A 17660-nucleotide genomic window follows, 5' to 3' on the forward strand; every position below is an offset into this window, starting at 1 on the left:
AGAACTGTTGAGCAGAATAATATTTGTTTTAAGACAAAATAAAGACAGCATGAATTTTACCAAGCAATTGTTTTTCAATGTTTTTAAAGATTTATTTGAATATTAAAGCTTCATTTTTCAGGCGACATTTCGCCCGATCAGGCGGAATGTCGCCTGGTCGGGCAAAAACAGGGCGACAGGCGTTATTACAAATCAACAGATTTTCTGACCATTCCTGCCTTGAAGTTGCGGGTAAATAATGATGTGGTGTTTGGCATGTTTGATATGAATTTCAAGGAGCCACAATGTCATTTCCCCTGTTTGATCTGACCGGACGCCGCGCCCTTATTACCGGATCGGGGCAGGGGATTGGTTATGCGCTGGCGCGGGGGTTGGCACAGCATGGGGCCAGCGTTGTTATTAATGGACGCAACGAAGAACGAACCAATGCCGCAGCCGATGAACTGCGGGCGGAAGGGGCTGATATTGGGGTTTCCGTTTTTGATGTAACCAGTTCCGATGCCGTTTCTGATGCCATTGACCAAATTGAAACCGATCAGGGGCCAATAGACATCCTGATTAATAATGCCGGTATGCAGTTCCGAACCCCGTTGGAGGACTTCCCGCTTGATCAGTGGGAAAAGCTGATGCAAACCAATATTTCCAGCCTGTTTTATGTTGGACAGGCGGTCGCCAGAAAAATGATTCCACGGGGTGCCGGGCGTATTATCAATATGGCATCGGTGCAAAGTGCTTTGGCGCGCCCCGGGATTGCACCCTATACCGCCACCAAGGGCGCCGTTCGCAATTTGACCAGTGGTATGGCAACTGACTGGGCCAAATATGGCTTGCGGGTTAATGCCATTGCGCCGGGCTATTTTAAAACACCGTTAAACGAAGCCCTTGTGAATGATGCCGAATTTACAACCTGGCTTGAAAAGCGGACCCCGGCCGGGCGTTGGGGCAATGTAGATGAACTTGTTGGCGCTGCCGTATTTTTAAGTGGCGATGCTTCAAGTTTTGTAAATGGTCATACATTGTTTGTAGATGGCGGAATTAGTATTTCGTTATAATTGATGTTCAATTTTCAAATTCCCGGCAACAGGCATAAGGGTTGCCGGGCGTTTTGGTCTTCATACTGGCAATCGTGAAACGACATCAAGAACCGGGCGCAAATGGCGTGAAATAATGCCCAGTGCGGCTTCTTCATCAAAATTTTCCAGCGCAACAAGCAGATCGTGATGTTCCTGGTCAATTGTTTCAGCCCGCGCCGGTTGCACGCGCATTGCGGCAATTGCCACCCGTTGCTGACGCACTTGCAATGAACCATAAAGTTCCACCAGAACGGCATTGTTGATGGTCGCTACAATATTGCGGTGAAAAGCCTGATCATATTCCGCACGCTGGACAAAATCCTGGCTTTTGCTGGTAATGCACATTTTTTCGTACAGGTCGCGCAATATCGCCGGGATTGGCAGCCGTTCCTGACAAATCCGTTGCATTGCATGGCTCTCAATCAGACGGCGACTTTCATAAACTTCAATCAGTTCCTGTGCCGTAATTTGCCGCACAACCGCGCCACGACGTGGTGTAAGGCTTATATAATGGTCGCTTTGCAAACGGTGCAGAGCTTCGCGCACCGGTGTTCGCGATACACCAACCGCGTCGGAAACGATTTTTTCTTCGATGAAATCACCGCCACGCCATTCGCCATTTAAAATTTTCCCCCGAACATAGTCATAGACAAGGTCCTTGGCCGGTCTTTTGGGGCCGTCGTCCGTGGTTTTTGTCTTGCGGGCTGTCTGCGTCATGTTTCCTCGTTCGGGTTCGTTTTTGTCCCAAAGCAGAATTACACCACACAGACGGGGTAGACAACGAAATATTTTTTTTGTACATGTCATGTATACACGGTGAATAACGTTTGTCGAAAAGGACAGGAAATGCGCGTTGCAATCTGCCAGCTGAACTCTCAGGACGATAAGGAACTAAACCTTGCCACCGCTGAAAAGCTGGTGCGCGAGGCGGCGGCTGATAAGGTCGACTTGGTTGCTTTGCCCGAATACACCGACTACCAGGGACCAAAAGAAGGTGCGCTGGCATCCGCCGAGCCCGAAAATGGCCCCACCACCCAGCGGTTTTCGGCCCTGTCGGTTGAATTGGGTGTGAATATCTTGCTGGGTTCGATCCGCATTCAAACAGATGACGCCGCACGCTGTAACAACCGCAGTTTCCTGTTCGGCCGCGATGGCAAAGTTGTTGCGCAATATAACAAGCTGCATCTTTATGATGTCGATCTGCCGGGCCGTATCACATACCGCGAATCAGATACCGTTATGCCAGGCCAGGATATTGTGATGGGCGAGGTCGATGGTCACAAGGCGGGCCTGTCGATTTGTTATGACGTTCGTTTCCCGGAGCTGTTCCGTTTACAGGCCCTTCAGGGTGCAAAAATTCTGTTCGTTCCGGCGGCCTTTGCCCTTTATACCGGGCGCGATCATTGGGATGTTCTGTTGCGGGCCCGCGCCATTGAAAACCAGTGTTTTGTGATTGCGCCGGGGCAGTTTGGCCCGTATCCGCCCGCCGGGGCGTGCAATGGCCGCAGCATCATCATCGACCCATGGGGCAATGTTTTGACCCGCATGGCCGATAAGGTGGGTTACGCCATCGCCGATCTGGATTTTTCCATGCAAACCAAAACCCGCGAAGAATTGCCGTCACTGGGCAATCGCCGGGCTGATATTTACGATTTGAAAACAGCGTAAACACCCCACCGGTGCGTCCGGTACGGGCGCACCGCTACGTATTTCAAACACCCTCACGTCACCACTTGAATATATAAAAAGGTCCCTGCAATGAACGCTTCCAAATACGGTTTCTGGATGTCATCGCCCAGTTTTGCTGCCGCCGAAATGGCGCGGCTTGCCGGGTACGAGTTTATTATTCTTGATATCGAACATGGCTCGTTCGACTTGCAGGACCTTGAACGTCTCATTCCGTTTTTAAAAGCTCTCGGGTTTGAAGTGCTGGCAAAGGTGCTTGGCCCCGAACGGGGGCCGATCCAGCAGGCCCTTGATTTTGGCGCTGACGCCGTTGTCATCCCGCATATTCTTAGCAAGGCCCATGCCGAAGAGATTTGTGCCTTTGCCAAATTTCCGCCGTTGGGCGACAGAAGCTTTGCAGGGGGGCGCACATCTTCTTATGCCGGGTTTAACGACGAATGGGTTGCCACTCAGGATACCAAAACCCGTTGTTACCCTATGATCGAAGATCACGGCGCAATTGAAGAAATCGAAGGCATTTTGTCTTTGCCAACTGTTGATGGCGTTTTTGTCGGCCCGTCGGATTTATCATTGCGTCGCGAACGCGGAGCCTATTCACGCAAGCAAGGCGATTTCGATGATCTCGCCCGGGTTGCTGCCGCGGCCAAAGCCAGTGGAAAAGTCTGGGCGTTACCGGCATGGAGCCCCGAAGAAAAAGCATTTGCCCATAAGAACGGGGCTGCATATTCCGTTTTGATAATGGAGCATGGCGCGATATTTCAGGGGCTGAAAACAGCCGTGAACGACATGAACGAGATATCGGGAAAATGACGGAACAAAGCACGTCTTTCATTGCGCGCCTGGATGGGGGTATGACCCGGTTGGGGCGCTGGTTATCGTGGGTTTCGGCGGCGCTGATTGTTTATATGCTGTGCCATATAACGTTGGAAATTGTGCTGCGGGCCTTCTTTGATACATCGACCTTCGTTTTGGAGGAATTTGTGGGTTATGCGTTAGGGGCGATGATTTTTCTCGCCCTTGCCGCAAGCCACACAGAAGACCGGTTGATCCGCGTGAACCTGTTAAAAAACATTCTGGGTCCACGCGGACGTGAAATTGCCGATGCCTTTGCCAATCTGGCGGCATTGGCGGCGTGTCTTTTGTTATTTGGCGCGCTTTACAACATTTTCACGCGCAATTTGCGCTTTGGAATTACCAGTTCCAGCTTTTCCGAAACGCCGTTGTGGATACCGCAATCGCTGATCATTCTTGGCCTGGGGTTTTATATCCTGCGTCTGGCGGTCAATGTGCTGCGGCATGCCGAAAAATCACTAAAGGCTTAAAAAAGCCAATGCTTCAGGTGAGGTTAAATTGGACCCGTTAACATCTGCTGCGGTTGTTCTGGCCGCCATTCTACTGGTTCTTGCATCGGGCATCTGGATTTATGTCGGCCTTATTTTGGTCGCGGCCGGTTCATTGATGTTTCTGGGCCACATGCCGCTTGACCGGGTCATGAATATTTTTGGCTCGATCATTTTGCGCAGCGCCGGGTCGTGGGAGCTTTCCGCCATTCCATTGTTCATCTGGATTGGTGAACTGATCCTGAAAACCGATATTTCGATGCGCATTTTTCGCGGTCTGGCCCCCATTGTCAGGCGGTTGCCAGGCGGATTAATCCATTCCAATGTTTTTGGCTGTACCCTGTTTTCCGCCATTTGCGGGTCCAGTGCTGCCACCACGGCGACGGTCGGTAAAATCACCATTACCGAGCTGGGCAATAAAAACTACCGTGAAAGTCTGGTGCTGGGATCTTTGGCCGGATCGGGCAGCCTGGGTCTGCTTATTCCGCCATCCATTGTCATGATTGTTTATGGTGTTCTGGCCGAGGTGCCGATTGACCGGCTGTTTGCGGCCGGTATCCTGCCCGGTATTTTCATTGCGCTGGTATTTTCGGCTTATGTCGGTATTCGGTGTTTGATTTCGGGGGATCAGAACGCACCCGGTTCAGCGCAATATCGCGAAGTTGCCTCGGTCGAGGACCCTGCCGAGCGTTACACACTCTGGAACAGCGTTCAGGACCTGGCGCCGATCATGCTGATTGTCGGTCTGGTTCTTGGGTCAATCTATACCGGTGTGGCCACCCCGTCCGAGGCCGCAGGGATTGGTATGATCTGTGTGCTGGTGTTAACCGCTGCCACCCGTGCATTGACATGGGAAGTGTTTCAGTCGTCCCTGATGAGCACCCTTCACACCAGCATTATGATTTTTACCGTGGTGATTGCGGCGTCGCTGATCTCAACTGCTCTTGGTTATCTGCATATCCCGATTGAACTTGCCAATTACATTGTCGGATCAGACATGTCGCCCGGCCAGTTCATCTTGCTGACTTCGGTGTTTTTCCTGTTCCTTGGCATGATCCTGGATGGTGTTTCCATTATTGTGATGACCTTGCCGATCCTGTTTTCCATTGTGCAGGGCCTGGGCATCGATCCGATCTGGTTCGGGATTTATCTCGTGATCATGGTCGAGGTCGGGCAAATCACCCCGCCAGTTGGCTTCAACCTTATGATTATCCACTCAATTTCCGGTGTGCCTATTTCGCGCATGGCGCTTTATGCCTTGCCGTTCTGTTTTCTGATGTGCCTATGCGTGGCGATTTTCTACTTCATCCCTGAAATCGTCATGTATTTGCCAAATACACTGTTCAACTAAAAAAATGGAGGCTTCAAAAATGATCAAATCAATGTTGTTCGCTGCTGTTGCGTTTGTCCCGTTATGTCTGGGGCAGGCACAGGCCGCCGAATATAACTGGGACCAGTCCACCGAATATGGCCCCAATTCGATCAACACCAAAACCGACGTTTTTTTTGCCGACCGGCTTAAAGAACTGTCGGATGGTAAAATCGCCATCACCATCCATTCGGGCGCGGCGCTCGGCTTTCGTGAAAAAGATCATCTTTTTGCTGTCGCCGATGGTGCTTTGCCGATTGCCACCACGGTTAGCGGTACGCTTGCCGGTGTTGATCCGATCTTTTTGCTAAGCTCGCTTCCGTTCGTCGCCAAGGATTTTGACGATGTTCGTAAATTGTGGGATATCGCACGGCCGTATTACGAAAAAGTATTCGAAAAATACGACCAGAAACTGATCCACGCCGGCTGGATCGATCCGTCAGGCATCTGGGCGGAAAACGAAATCAAATCACAGGCCGATTTGAAAAACCTGCGCATCCGCACGTACGATGCCACCGGCACCCGGGTACTGGATGCTTTGGGGGCATCGCCGCTGCAAATTTCGTGGTCGGACGTGGTGCCGCAGCTCGCAACCGGTTCTATCTCGGCTGTGTTGACCGGGGTTGATGGTGGGGCGGCTGCCAATTTCTGGGATTACACCAGCGTTTTCACCCAGATCAATTATGCCATGCCGCTGACCTTTGTTCACATGAACATGGATGCCTATAATTCCCTGCCACCGGAATTGCAAAAAGCAGTGATGCAGGCCGGGGAAGAGGCCACCGAATGGCGCGCCGAGCAGATCCGCCAAAATCAGGCTGCTAAATATGACGAATTACGTTCGCACGGCATGACCGTGGTTGAAAAGGTTGATCCTGAATTTGCCAAGGCCTTGTCGGAAGCCGCCCAGCCTGTAATTGAAGACTGGAAAGCAAAAACCGGTTCACGGGCTGACGAAATTCTCACCAAATTCGCCGCAGAATAAAACGGTGCTGGTCCCGGCTTGGCGGTATTTGACATTGCCGGGACTGCCTTTTAAAAGGCATGCCTATTTTATAGTCATTTATTTCTTGTTGTTTCAAACTGCTGAAATTTTAACACAAGTGTTTGCACCAGATCGCCCATTCCGGCATGGGGCAAATGTCGGCATCATCGTTTGATAAAATTGAAATCTTTATGTCCGCGGCCTTCCTGACTGTGCCGCAAAACGTCTGATAGCATCAGGGGGCTGTATTTTGCATTCTGCATCCGGCGCCGGTTTTAACCGGTTTACATTTCCTGATTTGAAAACAGTGCTGGCCAAGGCAAGCCCACTGCGTTCGGGCGATTTGCTGGCGGGGCTGGCCGCCGAAACAGACGAAGAACGGGTTGCGGCGCGCTACGCTCTGGCCGATATCCCGTTAAAACGCTTCCTGTCCGAAGCGCTGGTGCCCTATGAGCGTGACGAAGTGACCCGCCTGATCATGGATAGCCATGATTATACTGCGTTCATGGCTGTATCGTCGCTAACGGTGGGCGATTTTCGCAACTGGTTATTATCGGATGATGCAACCCCCGCCGCGCTAAAGGCGCTGGCACCTGGGCTGACCCCGGAAATGGTCGCCGCTGTTAGCAAACTGATGCGCAATCAGGATTTGATCGCCGTTGCCCGCAAATGCCGGGTTGTTACCTCGTTTCGCAATACCATTGGCCTTGAAGGGCATTTGGGCGTGCGCCTGCAGCCCAATCACCCGACGGACGATCCTGCCGGGGTTGCGGCCTCTATTCTTGATGGTTTGATGCACGGGGCAGGGGATGCCGTTATTGGCATTAACCCGGCAACCGACAGCCCCGATGCCATGATTGAACTTTTAAAACTGATCGATGATGTGCGCGACCGGCTGCAAATCCCCACCCAGTCGTGTGTTTTATCCCATGTTACCACCGCGATCGAGGCAATGAACCGCAATGCCCCGGTTGATCTGGTGTTTCAGTCCATCGCGGGGACCCAGGCCGCCAATGACAGCTTTGGTATTAATCTGGCCATATTGGCCGAAGCCCAACAGGCGGCGCTGTCTCTTAACCGGGGTACGGTGGGCACAGACGTAATGTATTTTGAAACCGGGCAGGGGGCCGCATTATCGGCCGATGCGCATGAAGGGCTGGATCAGCAAACCGTTGAAACAAGGGCTTATGCCGTTGCCCGCGCGTTTTCACCGCTTTTGGTTAACACCGTGGTTGGTTTTATTGGCCCGGAATATCTGTTTGATGGCAAACAAATTACCCGTGCCGGTCTGGAAGACCATTTTTGTGCCAAGCTGTTAGGCGTGCCGATGGGGGTTGATGTTTGTTACACCAATCACGCCGAAGCCGATCAGGATGATATGGATAATCTGTTAACCCTTCTCGGTGTGGCGGGTACTAACTTTGTTATTGGCGTGCCTGGCGCAGATGACATCATGCTGAATTATCAAAGCACCAGTTTTCACGATGCCATGTATCTGCGATCTGCCCTTAATTTGCAGCCTGCACCGGAATTTGCCCAGTGGCTGCGTAAAATGGAAATCTTTGATCAAAGCGGACGTACCCGCCCCAAACTTGATAGCAGTTTGACGCAGGATTTACTGGCATGGTCGGGGGCTGCGTAATGAGTTTATCTGATAATCCCAACGTTCCCCGGCTAGACCCGTGGTCGCGTCTTCGCGTGCATACCAGTGCGCGGATCGGCCTTGGCCGGGTGGGTGATGGCTTGCCCACCAGCCAGTTGCTGGAATTTCAAATGGCCCACGCACGCGCACGCGATTCCGTTCATATGCCGTTTGATGCACCCGCAGTTGCGACTAGTCTGATGTCGTTGAAGTTGCCGGTTATCACGGTTCAGTCCGCTGCCGCCAACCGGTCCGAATTTTTGCAACGTCCCGATTATGGTCGGAAACTGGCCCCGCAAAGCGAAGCTGATCTTGTGAATGCGGCAAATAGTGCAGATGCCAATCCTTCATTCGATGTTGTCTTTATCCTTGCTGATGGCCTGTCTGCCCGTGCCGTTCATGAAAATGGTGCCGATATGCTACGCCAGACAATTGCGTGTTTGGGGGATGACTGGTCCATCGGCCCACTCGTTCTGGCCCATCAGGCCCGCGTGGCACTAGGCGACGAAATTGCCACCCGGTTGAAGGCTAAAATCAGTGTGGTTTTAATCGGCGAACGTCCCGGTCTTTCCAGTGCGGATAGTTTGGGTGCATATCTTACCTTTGCGCCCAAACCGGGGTGCAGCAACGCGCAGCGTAATTGTATTTCAAACATCCGTCCTGCCGGCTTTCCGGTTGGCGATGCGGCGCACAAGCTGGTTTACCTGATGAACGAGGCGCGCAAAAACAGCATTTCCGGTGTCAAGCTTAAGGACAATTTTACCGCCCGTAATCTGGTCGAAACCATGCGTGCCTTACCGAAATAAAACAAAACCCCGGCAGGGTACCAAATTGCCGGGGTTTTGTTTGTGGGGTAAATGTTGCCTAGAATGCTTCGCGGTACAGCGCCAGCGCATCTTCTTCGGTAATCTCAACAGGGTTGTTAACCAGCAGGCGCGATTGTTTCATTGCATCTTTTGCCAGCATCGACAGGCTGTTGTCTGTCACATTGACATCGCGTAATCGTCGCGGTGCGCCACTTTCATCCATTAATGTCAGCATATGGGCGACAAACGCATCTGATCGCGCTGTAACATTGCCCGTTCCGGGTACTGCCATCACATCGGCCAGTTCGGCGTAAAGCGGGGCGGCGACTTTGGCGTTATAGCGTAATACCGGTCCCAGCATCAGCGCATTGGTCAGCCCGTGGGGCAAATGGTAATGCCCGCCCAGCGGATAGGCCAGTGCATGGACCGCCGCCACGGGCGAATTGGCAAATGCCTGCCCCGCCAGCATCGCACCCAGCAACATTTTTTCGCGCGCGACACGGTTTGTGCCGTCCTTGCAAGCCGCGATCAGATTGTCGCTTAACAATCGAAGGGCTTCGCGGGCCAGCGCGTCGGATAACGGGTTCTTTTTGAATTTGGATGTATAGGCTTCAATGGCATGCACCATGGCATCAATGCCGGTGGCCGCGGTGTGAATTTGCGGCAAACCCACGGTCAATTCTGCATCTAGCAAAACAAAATCACCGTAAAGCTGACGGGAAACAACACCCATCTTGGTCGTTTCTCCGGTGGTGATAATGGAAATATTTGTTACCTCTGACCCGGTACCCGCAGTGGTCGGTACTAAAGCCAGCGGTAATCGGTTTCCCTTAACATTGCCAATGCCATACATTTCAGTCAGCGGTTGGTCATTGGCAATTAGAACCGCGACCAGCTTGGCAATATCAAGCGACGATCCGCCGCCCAGGCCAATCACAATATTGATCTGTTTTGTTTTCGCCATATCGGCACAGCCCAGCACGACTGATTCGGGCGGGTCGGCCACCACTTGATCAAAAAGGGTAACGTTAAATCCTGCCGCGACGAGCGATTTTTCTACCGGTGCAATCAGGCCCGCGTCAATCAGGCCACGATCCGTTATCAGCAAGGCCCGGCGCGCGTCAAAACGGCTTGCAAGCAACGCACCCAGTTGTTTTGATCCGCCCCATTCCACAAAAATGTCGGCCACAGTGGTAAAACCAAACGCGTTGCTGGTCATTATTCCCTCCTGATATTTATATGTTTTGGGCAGCAGGCTTTGCCGACGGCTATTTTGCGCTATTTGACCCTAAACCATTATATGTTGCAACAAATGCCGGGTTATACTTTGTCGCGGTTTGATCGTGATCGCTATGAAGATAAAGGCTGATAAATGACTATTGCCAATAACCTGAAATCTGATCACGCCGATACACCCGGCGATGATGAATGCCGCCATTTGATTGGCATGGCGATGCCCGGTATATCCCTGCCATCCACTGACGGTACCGGGTTTGATCTTGCTGTGGCCCGCCCCGGCTGGTTGATTGTTTATTGTTATCCGCGCACCAGTTCACCCGACACACCTGCCCCGACGGACTGGGATGTTATCCCCGGCGCGCGCGGTTGTACGCCGCAGAGCTGCGCCTTTCGCGATCATTACCGCGAATTACAGCAAAAGGGGGCCGATGTTGTTGGCCTTAGCACACAATCTACCGGCTACCAGGTTGAAATGGTAAATCGTCTGCATTTACCGTTTGTGGTTTTAAGTGACGAAAACCTTGAACTGGCCACCGCACTGCGATTGCCGGTTTTCCAGGTAGATGGCATGACGTTGCTGCGCCGTTTAACGCTGGCGATCAGGGATGGCATTATTCGCCATGTATTTTATCCGGTTACGGTGCCCGAAAACCATGCCGATGAAATTCTTTTATGGCTGGATCAAAATTAGGTCATGCCGGGGTGGCATAACCGGTGCGAATGGCATGGGCCCAATCCTCTCGTCCGTTATCGGCTGCTCGCCGGGCCGCCTCTTCATGGTCATAAGGCACCGCAATAAAGTCTACGTTTGGCATAGAGGCCTTTTCCGACAAGGCGATAATGGCATAACGTGCGTGGGGGCTGCAGCTTTCTGATACATGGGCCGGGGCGTCATCGTGATAGGCCGGGCACCCGACAGAGCCGGGATTAATAATCGTTATATCGCCTTTGGTCCGCAATAGGTCCGGGCGATGACTGTGACCGGTTAGCACAATATTGGCACCGTTAACCGGCCCCAGGCGTTGCGACACTGCCGGTTCGTGATCACGTACCAATCCGCCATTTTCAATGCGTTCCAGCAAATAGGTGGCATCATTGTTCGGTGTGGCATGGCAGGCAAAAATGCCGGGCACGGGCATTACGGTTTGTGGCAATGCACCCAGCCAGTTTTTGTCCGCCGTTGTTATTTCCTGCACGGCATAGCTGTCAGATGCGATCATTGTTTCCAGGGGCAGGGTGGCAACCTGCCGGTCATGGTTGCCGCGCACGGTAATGGCGCCAAGCCGGTGTAAAATTTCCATGGTTTCACGCGGCCATAACGGGCCAGATACACAATCACCCAGGTTCACCACAATGTCGGCGCCGCCCCGGTGCTTTATGTCCGCAATGACAGTTTCCAGCGCCAGGGCATTTCCATGAATATCGGCAATTACAGCTATTTTCATTTTATTCCTGTCGGTCAGTTACATTGTCTTGCGCCACTTTTATGCCCAGAAAAGCGCTGCCGTCAGCGCTGCAATTCCGGCCATTGTCCGGTTAATCAGACGCAGTTTTTTGCGGTCATGTAAAATGCTTTTCAATGCGGATCCAAATATAGCCCAAACCGCCATGCTGGGAACGCCGGTTATTGTAAAAACCAGGCATCCTAACGCAATTTGCAGCCAGTAATGATCCCCTGGTGAAATAAATGTGGCAATAACTGTAATCGCGATCAGCCATGCTTTGGGATTGATAAATTGAAATGCAGCCGCCTGTAAAAACGAAATCGGTCGGGCGGCTCCGGGTTCTTTTAACTCGCCCGCGCGCCAAAGTTTAACGGCCAGCCACAATAAATACAGGGTGCCGCAAATTTTTAAAACCAGCTGCAATCGTGGTTCAACGGCAAAGACAGCGCCAAGTCCTGCGCCTGTCAGACAAAGTTGCAGGGTAACGCCAAATGGAATACCCAAAATATGCGGAACCGTGCGCCGAATACCAAATAACAGGCCCGATGATGTCAACATGACATTGTTTGGCCCCGGCGTTATGGACATCACGAAAGCATATAGTGCCAGGGAAAAAATGGTGGCAATGTCCATGTTGTTCCTTGCAGAATGACCCGGCAATGCGGATCGTATTTTAAAAATTTATCTGATCTGGAACAGCAGATTGCCAGTACATTTTTGTTTTGGCGAATGAGAATTCATCAGCGAAACGTGAAAACATTTCAGGGCCTGGCGGGGAACATGCCGGTTTGATGTTACCTTGCAGGCAATCTTAAAAACCATTGATGTCGATAGTTTGTATATCGCGCACCGGTCAGTTCCCTGTCAATTTCGTGCAGCAGTTCGTCGGGGGCAAGTGTATCATTTTCCGCTAATGCCAACAGGGCCGCCCCATGGCTGGTCCCGCCACTACCCGATGCTATATGTACCGGTTGTTCGGCCCGAAATAACGCCAGAATTTGGCATAACAGGGCATTTTGGGCAAAGGGACCATCCAGTATCAGCGGGCCACCCGCCCCGATCATGCCCAGGCAATAATCGATCATTAATGCACTATAAAGCGTTGCAAGTGCCGCATGGAGGGCCGGTGTTGTAAGGAGTTCGTGATTTTCAATTTTGCCATGATGCCCGGCAAAAGGCCCGCCTGCCGTTGCAAAGGATGGAATGGCAAAAACACATTGATCAATCACATGGTCGATATCATCGATGTTAAAGTCGGTTCTTGCATCCGCGCACAGGGTTTCATATTCGCGCCCGCCCATAAATCGCGCACTGGGCACGGTATGCCCGTCCAGGTCAACATTGCATAATGTATCGCGATCTTCGCGCAAATTGCGGGTAGCGGTACTCCCCACGCCAAAACAGATTACCCAGGTGCCACTTGATACCAGCGTAAAGGGTTTGGGCATTGTTTGAATATAGGGCACAAGCGATGCGTTGCTGTCGTGGATACCGCATAAAATTTCGCATTGGGGTGATATGCCGGTTTGTGCCGCAATTTCGGGCAAAAGGGTGCCTATCACGGCATCTGCCCGTTTGACGTCGGGAAATTTTCTGTGCCAGCCCTGTTTTTTTGCCAGGTTGGACCATTCCCCCGTTTCCGGGTGCCACAAATCGCTATGACACCCCAATGACGTGCACTCGCTGGCTTTTACCCCGCATAACCGCCACGCCCAATATTGCGGATATAGCAAAAAATCGCTGGCGGTATCAAACACATCACCTTGCGTTTGGCTTAACGCATAAATTTGCCGCCCGATATTAAGCCCGGCGGGCAAATCGGGGCTTAGGCTTTGCGCAAACGGGTCTCGCAGGGCGGCGTAACGGGCGTTAATGGGGGCCGGTATTTCATTTTCATAATCAACTACCGGCATAACAACTGTATCGTCGTGCAAAACAACAACCGTTGCCCCATGTGTGGTTACAACAATGCGGGTAATGTTAAATTCGTTTGCTGCTTTTTGTAATTGTGCCAGGCAAAACTGCCATAATCCATCAATGTCATGATGGCGATAGGGCGGGCCGGGCAGGGGTGTGTTGGCCTGCTTTTCTTCCCCAAACAGCTGCGCATTTCGCGCATCATGGATGCTGATTTTGGCGTTGGTTTTGCCAATATCAAAAACGGCAATGGCATCGGGTCTTGTATGTTTCATGGCGATTACGGCATATGAAATACGGGTAAAAGCGAGCGGCTGACAGGGCTGTCATCGGCATTAGTTGCCATAATGTCCCCCATATAGGCCCACCATTTTTGCATGATGGCAGTATCGGGCAGGGTATCCATGCCATGATCCGCCTTGCGCCTTAAAACAGCAAACAGAACATATGTTTCTTCGTCAATGAAAATGCTGTAATCGCAAATTCCGGCGTCTTTTAAAACCGTAACAAGTTCGGGCCAGATATCGTCGTGGCGGCGTTTATATTCGGTTGCCTGGCCGGGGTTCAACTGCATCTTAAAGGCAATCTGTTCCATTTATCCGCCTCGCATTTTTGAACGCATTTTTTGAGCTTGCACAACCCGTCGCCATATAATGGGTGTGCCAATGACTGCGATCAGCAAAATGCCGGTAAAAATGGACATAACGATACCTGGCACATTCAAAAGTCCCATGCCAAATGTCACCAGTCCCATCAAAAATACAGCAATAAATACGCCGGCAATGCTGCCCGCCCCGCCCATGATGCTGACACCGCCCAAAACCACCATCGTGATTACTTCCAGTTCCCAGCCCATGGCGATGGACGGCCGGGTGGAACCAATGCGTGATGTTAGCAAGATGGCGGCAATCCCGGACAAAAGCCCTACCAGTGTAAACAGTACCATGCGATGCCGTTTTACATTGATGCCCGAAAACAACGCCGCTGTCGGGTTGTTGCCAATGGCAAAAACGCGGCGCCCAAAGATTGTCTTATGCAGAATCACGGCGAAAATCACCGCGAGCAACAGAAACAGGGTAAATTCAAACGAAATCACCCCGTAAACATAACCCTGGCCGAAAAAGGCAAAACCTTGCGGATAATCGCGATACACCCCGTCGCCCAGCACGATATAGGCGATGCCGCGATACAGGCTCATGGTGCCGATGGTCACAACAATGGCAGGAATGTCAAAGCGGGTGATGATATAGCCATTAAAAAGCCCGGCGAGTAATCCCACGCCTGCGCCAATTGCTACCATTCCCGCAGGGTCGATACCGGCGCTGTTGGCCGCCCCCATTGCAACGGATGACAAGGCAATGGTCGATGCCACCGATAAATCAATGTCACGGGCAATAATCAGCAATGCCATTGGCAAGGCGATGATTGCTTTTTCCGTGAAGTTAAATGTCGCATCCGACAGGCTCCACGGGTCAAGGAAATAGGGTGATAATTGCGTGTTGGCGAAAAATGCCAGCGCCACAAATACCAGCAATAATGTTTCCCAGCGCAGCAAACGGTTGCGCCAGGCCCCGTTCAGATTGTCGGGTAAAAATCGCTGGTTTCCGGTTTGGTGTTGTGTCGTGTGCGGTGCGGTTTGTTGCAGGGTTTGACGGTTCATTGATGCACCTCTCGCAAAATGCGGCGTCCTACCTGTTTTTCACTGCGCGAATTAATAATAACGGCCAGCACAATCACGCCACCGGAAATTGCCATTTGCCAGAACGGTGAAATACCTAAAACCGGCAGGGCGTTTTTGATCAGGCCCAAAAAAATCGCGCCCAATGCTGCCCCCCACACAGAACCAATACCCCCGGCAATGGAAATACCGCCAATTACACAGGCGGCGACCACCTGCAATTCAAACGCCAGGGCCACCTCGGTATAGGCAACTGCAAACCGTGATACCCACAAATACCCGCACAAACCCGCCATCGCGCCAGAAATGCAAAATGTAATGAACTGGTATTTACCCACATTCAGTCCGGCATACACGGCGGCCTTGGGGTTGCCGCCAATGGCAAAAATGGCGCGGCCAGTGGCGCTATAGCGGCAAAACAGCGCAACCAGCACAATCATGATGATTGCCAACCACGACAGTGTTGTCAGGCCCAATGTCACTTCACGGGGAAACGCCAAAAATTGCGGTGTCATTTCATGGGCATTCACCCATTCACCACCGCTTAGCAAAAAGACCATGCCGCGATAAATGCTCATGGTGCCAAGGGTTACAACGATGGATGGAATGCCGACCAGCCATACCAATATGCCATTGAAGGCGCCCAAAACCGCACCAATACCAACTGACATCACAAGGGTGACAAGGGCAGGGGTTTCGGGGTGCGCCACATTGATCAGCGCAACAATCATCCCGGTTAATGCCAGATTGGACGCAACCGATAAATCAATGCAACGCGTTACAATCACCAGCATCTGGACCATTGCCAGCATGATCAGAATGGCCGTGTCATCTAACAGTTCAGACAGGTTATCGGGGCTTATAAAAAATGCTTCCTGTGTGCCAATTCCGACGGTCATTAAGACAATAATCGCCGCGAGGATCCATTCGCGATGGGCCAGAATTCTGGCAAGGGGTGTTGGGGTGTTTGTCATTTATGCAGCCCCCGTTGCAGCGGTTACTATTGCTTCGGCGCTGGCCGTGTCGCGGTCAAATCGGGCAGCAATGCGGCCTTCATGCATCACTATAATCCGGTCGGACATGCCCATAATTTCGGGCAATTCAGATGACACCATAATCACCGACAATCCCTGTGCCACCAGATCACCCATAAACTGGTGAACGGCGGACTTCGACCCGATATCAATACCCTTGGTCGGTTCATCAACGACAATGACATTGGGGTTGGTCGCCAGCCATTTGCCAATCACCACCTTTTGCTGGTTCCCGCCCGACAGGTTTTCAACATTCTCGCTTAGGCTGGCGGCCTTTAGATTCAGGCTTTGTGCATAATGGCGGGCAACGTCATATTCGCGTGCCATGTCAATAAACCCGTGGCACGACAGCCCGCCTAACCGGGGCAGGGTAATGTTTTGAAAAATGGGCAGGCTCAGGATCGCGCCTTGATGCTGGCGATCTTCGGGCACATATACCAGCCCGCTTGAAATGGCCTGGCTCGTATTGGCCGGGGTATAGGGTTTGTTCTGCAGTGTCATGCTACCGGCATTGGTTTTTGTCAGCCCAAACAGGGCCTGCATCACTTCGCTGCGCCCGGCCCCCACCAGTCCGTAAAAGCCCAAAATTTCGCCTTTGCGCAAATCAAACGAAATATCGTTAAATTCGGTCGGGTGTGACAGGCCCTGCACTGTCATTACAACCGGGCCAATCTCGGCGTCGGTTTTGGGGTAAACCTGCTCAACTGTGCGGCCAACCATCATGGCAACCAGGTCATTCTGGGTTACGTCGCTGATCATGCCCGATCCCACAAGTTGCCCGTCGCGAAACACGGTATAGCGGTCGCAAATTTCAAAAATTTCATCAAACTTATGGCTGATAAACAGGATCGCCTTGCCTTCTTCTTTCAGGCGGCGCACCAGTTTGTATAGATCGTTGATTTCCTGATGCGACAGCGATGCTGTTGGTTCATCCATGATCACGATATTGGAATTGTGCGAAAGGGCCGATGCAAACGACACCATATGCTTGTGTGCAACACTCAGGTTTTTAAGGGGTGTTTGCGGGTCAACCGGCACATCAAGATATTCCAGCAATTGCCGGGCGCGTTTGCGCATCAAGGGCCAATCCAGCATCCCCAGCCAGTTGCGGTCCTGATTGTTGATAAAAATGTTTTCAGTGACGCTAAGCTCATCGAACATCACCGCTTCCTGATGAATGGCGGAAATGCCCGATTTTACGGCATCGGTGGCGGCATGAAATTCAACCACAGTGTCACCCACCCGTATTTCGCCGCCGTCCGGGGTGTAAATACCGGTTAAAACCTTAACCAGCGTGGATTTTCCAGCACCGTTTTCCCCAATCAGCGCTGTGACCTGGCCGGGAAACAGTTGCAGGCCAACACCGTCCAGTGCCTTAACCCCGGGAAAGGTCTTGGAAACGTTTTTAAGTTCTAAAACAGGCGTGTCCATGAAACGGACCCTTGT

18 protein-coding genes are annotated in these 17660 nt (G+C 51.9%); 9 read left to right on the forward strand and 9 right to left on the reverse strand.

What is annotated here, in order from left to right; genetic code table 11:
- Positions 1-284: 284 nt before the first annotated feature.
- Positions 285-1052, forward strand: coding sequence for an SDR family oxidoreductase (locus tag THS27_RS11935; RefSeq protein ID WP_085591113.1), 768 nt, complete (start codon positions 285-287; stop codon positions 1050-1052).
- A gap of 60 nt (positions 1053-1112) precedes the next feature.
- Here THS27_RS11935 and THS27_RS11940 read toward each other — a convergent pair whose 3' ends face one another.
- The gene (locus THS27_RS11940) at positions 1113-1790 is read right to left on the reverse strand and encodes a GntR family transcriptional regulator (protein ID WP_168184878.1); all 678 of its coding nucleotides are present in this window, start codon (positions 1788-1790) and stop codon (positions 1113-1115) included.
- 129 nt (positions 1791-1919) lie between these two features.
- Here THS27_RS11940 and THS27_RS11945 point away from each other — a divergent pair, with 129 nt between their 5' ends.
- The 7 genes from THS27_RS11945 (at position 1920) to eutC (ending at position 8901) form a co-directional block, all read left to right on the forward strand.
- Positions 1920-2741: a carbon-nitrogen hydrolase family protein gene (locus THS27_RS11945; protein ID WP_085591117.1), complete on the forward strand. Its 822-nt coding sequence runs from the start codon at positions 1920-1922 to the stop codon at positions 2739-2741.
- A 90-nt stretch (positions 2742-2831) separates the two neighbouring features.
- Entirely contained in the window at positions 2832-3569 is a 738-nt protein-coding gene (locus THS27_RS11950; protein ID WP_085591119.1) for an HpcH/HpaI aldolase/citrate lyase family protein, read from the forward strand.
- On the forward strand, positions 3566-4081 hold the full coding sequence (locus tag THS27_RS11955; RefSeq protein ID WP_085591121.1) for a TRAP transporter small permease subunit: 516 nt from the start codon (positions 3566-3568) through the stop codon (positions 4079-4081). Before THS27_RS11950 ends, THS27_RS11955 begins: the two co-directional genes overlap by 4 nt.
- A 28-nt stretch (positions 4082-4109) precedes the next feature.
- Positions 4110-5450, forward strand: a complete 1341-nt coding sequence (locus THS27_RS11960; RefSeq protein WP_085591122.1) for a TRAP transporter large permease — start codon at positions 4110-4112, stop codon at positions 5448-5450.
- A 19-nt stretch (positions 5451-5469) separates the two neighbouring features.
- Positions 5470-6453, forward strand: a complete 984-nt coding sequence (locus THS27_RS11965; RefSeq protein WP_168184879.1) for a TRAP transporter substrate-binding protein — start codon at positions 5470-5472, stop codon at positions 6451-6453.
- Positions 6454-6700: 247 nt separating this feature from the next.
- Complete coding sequence (locus tag THS27_RS11970; protein WP_371455538.1) at positions 6701-8095, forward strand: ethanolamine ammonia-lyase subunit EutB; 1395 nt, start codon at positions 6701-6703, stop codon at positions 8093-8095.
- Complete coding sequence (eutC, locus tag THS27_RS11975; RefSeq protein ID WP_085591128.1) at positions 8095-8901, forward strand: ethanolamine ammonia-lyase subunit EutC; 807 nt, start codon at positions 8095-8097, stop codon at positions 8899-8901. Before THS27_RS11970 ends, eutC begins: the two co-directional genes overlap by 1 nt.
- A 58-nt stretch (positions 8902-8959) precedes the next feature.
- Here eutC and THS27_RS11980 read toward each other — a convergent pair whose 3' ends face one another.
- A complete protein-coding gene (locus tag THS27_RS11980; protein WP_085591130.1) occupies positions 8960-10120 on the reverse strand; it encodes an iron-containing alcohol dehydrogenase in 1161 nt (386 codons plus the stop codon).
- 153 nt (positions 10121-10273) lie between these two features.
- On the opposite strand from THS27_RS11980, the gene THS27_RS11985 reads away from it, so the two are divergent.
- Positions 10274-10831, forward strand: coding sequence for a peroxiredoxin (locus THS27_RS11985; protein ID WP_085591133.1), 558 nt, complete (start codon positions 10274-10276; stop codon positions 10829-10831).
- Position 10832: 1 nt separating this feature from the next.
- Here THS27_RS11985 and THS27_RS11990 read toward each other — a convergent pair whose 3' ends face one another.
- The 7 genes from THS27_RS11990 to THS27_RS12020 form a co-directional block, all read right to left on the reverse strand.
- Positions 10833-11585, reverse strand: coding sequence for a metallophosphoesterase (locus THS27_RS11990; RefSeq protein ID WP_085591135.1), 753 nt, complete (start codon positions 11583-11585; stop codon positions 10833-10835).
- Positions 11586-11624: 39 nt separating this feature from the next.
- Positions 11625-12218 (reverse strand): LysE family translocator, encoded by a 594-nt coding sequence (locus tag THS27_RS11995; protein WP_085591137.1) that lies wholly within the window; start codon positions 12216-12218, stop codon positions 11625-11627.
- Positions 12219-12379: 161 nt separating this feature from the next.
- On the reverse strand, positions 12380-13777 hold the full coding sequence (locus tag THS27_RS12000) for an FGGY-family carbohydrate kinase (protein WP_085591139.1): 1398 nt from the start codon (positions 13775-13777) through the stop codon (positions 12380-12382).
- 5 nt (positions 13778-13782) lie between these two features.
- A complete protein-coding gene (rhaM, locus tag THS27_RS12005) occupies positions 13783-14097 on the reverse strand; it encodes an L-rhamnose mutarotase (protein ID WP_085591141.1) in 315 nt (104 codons plus the stop codon).
- Positions 14098-15162, reverse strand: coding sequence for an ABC transporter permease (locus THS27_RS12010; RefSeq protein ID WP_085591143.1), 1065 nt, complete (start codon positions 15160-15162; stop codon positions 14098-14100).
- Entirely contained in the window at positions 15159-16154 is a 996-nt protein-coding gene (locus tag THS27_RS12015; RefSeq protein WP_085591145.1) for an ABC transporter permease, read from the reverse strand. The genes THS27_RS12010 and THS27_RS12015 overlap by 4 nt, the downstream gene beginning before the upstream one ends.
- Entirely contained in the window at positions 16155-17645 is a 1491-nt protein-coding gene (locus tag THS27_RS12020) for a sugar ABC transporter ATP-binding protein (RefSeq protein ID WP_085591147.1), read from the reverse strand.
- Between the last annotated feature and the right edge of the window lie 15 nt (positions 17646-17660).

Source organism: Thalassospira sp. MCCC 1A01428 (genome assembly GCF_002115825.1).
Classification (GTDB): Bacteria; Pseudomonadota; Alphaproteobacteria; order Rhodospirillales; family Thalassospiraceae; genus Thalassospira.

Coding starts and splice junctions, on each gene's coding strand:
- THS27_RS11935 (WP_085591113.1), top strand. CDS start 285: ATGTCATTTCCCCTGTTTGATCTGACCGGACGCCGCGCCCTTATTACC.
- THS27_RS11940 (WP_168184878.1), bottom strand. CDS start 1,790: ATGACGCAGACAGCCCGCAAGACAAAAACCACGGACGACGGCCCCAAA.
- THS27_RS11945 (WP_085591117.1), top strand. CDS start 1,920: ATGCGCGTTGCAATCTGCCAGCTGAACTCTCAGGACGATAAGGAACTA.
- THS27_RS11950 (WP_085591119.1), top strand. CDS start 2,832: ATGAACGCTTCCAAATACGGTTTCTGGATGTCATCGCCCAGTTTTGCT.
- THS27_RS11955 (WP_085591121.1), top strand. CDS start 3,566: ATGACGGAACAAAGCACGTCTTTCATTGCGCGCCTGGATGGGGGTATG.
- THS27_RS11965 (WP_168184879.1), top strand. CDS start 5,470: ATGATCAAATCAATGTTGTTCGCTGCTGTTGCGTTTGTCCCGTTATGT.
- eutC (WP_085591128.1), top strand. CDS start 8,095: ATGAGTTTATCTGATAATCCCAACGTTCCCCGGCTAGACCCGTGGTCG.
- THS27_RS11980 (WP_085591130.1), bottom strand. CDS start 10,120: ATGACCAGCAACGCGTTTGGTTTTACCACTGTGGCCGACATTTTTGTG.
- THS27_RS11985 (WP_085591133.1), top strand. CDS start 10,274: ATGACTATTGCCAATAACCTGAAATCTGATCACGCCGATACACCCGGC.
- THS27_RS11990 (WP_085591135.1), bottom strand. CDS start 11,585: ATGAAAATAGCTGTAATTGCCGATATTCATGGAAATGCCCTGGCGCTG.
- THS27_RS11995 (WP_085591137.1), bottom strand. CDS start 12,218: ATGGACATTGCCACCATTTTTTCCCTGGCACTATATGCTTTCGTGATG.
- THS27_RS12000 (WP_085591139.1), bottom strand. CDS start 13,777: ATGAAACATACAAGACCCGATGCCATTGCCGTTTTTGATATTGGCAAA.
- rhaM (WP_085591141.1), bottom strand. CDS start 14,097: ATGGAACAGATTGCCTTTAAGATGCAGTTGAACCCCGGCCAGGCAACC.
- THS27_RS12010 (WP_085591143.1), bottom strand. CDS start 15,162: ATGAACCGTCAAACCCTGCAACAAACCGCACCGCACACGACACAACAC.
- THS27_RS12015 (WP_085591145.1), bottom strand. CDS start 16,154: ATGACAAACACCCCAACACCCCTTGCCAGAATTCTGGCCCATCGCGAA.
- THS27_RS12020 (WP_085591147.1), bottom strand. CDS start 17,645: ATGGACACGCCTGTTTTAGAACTTAAAAACGTTTCCAAGACCTTTCCC.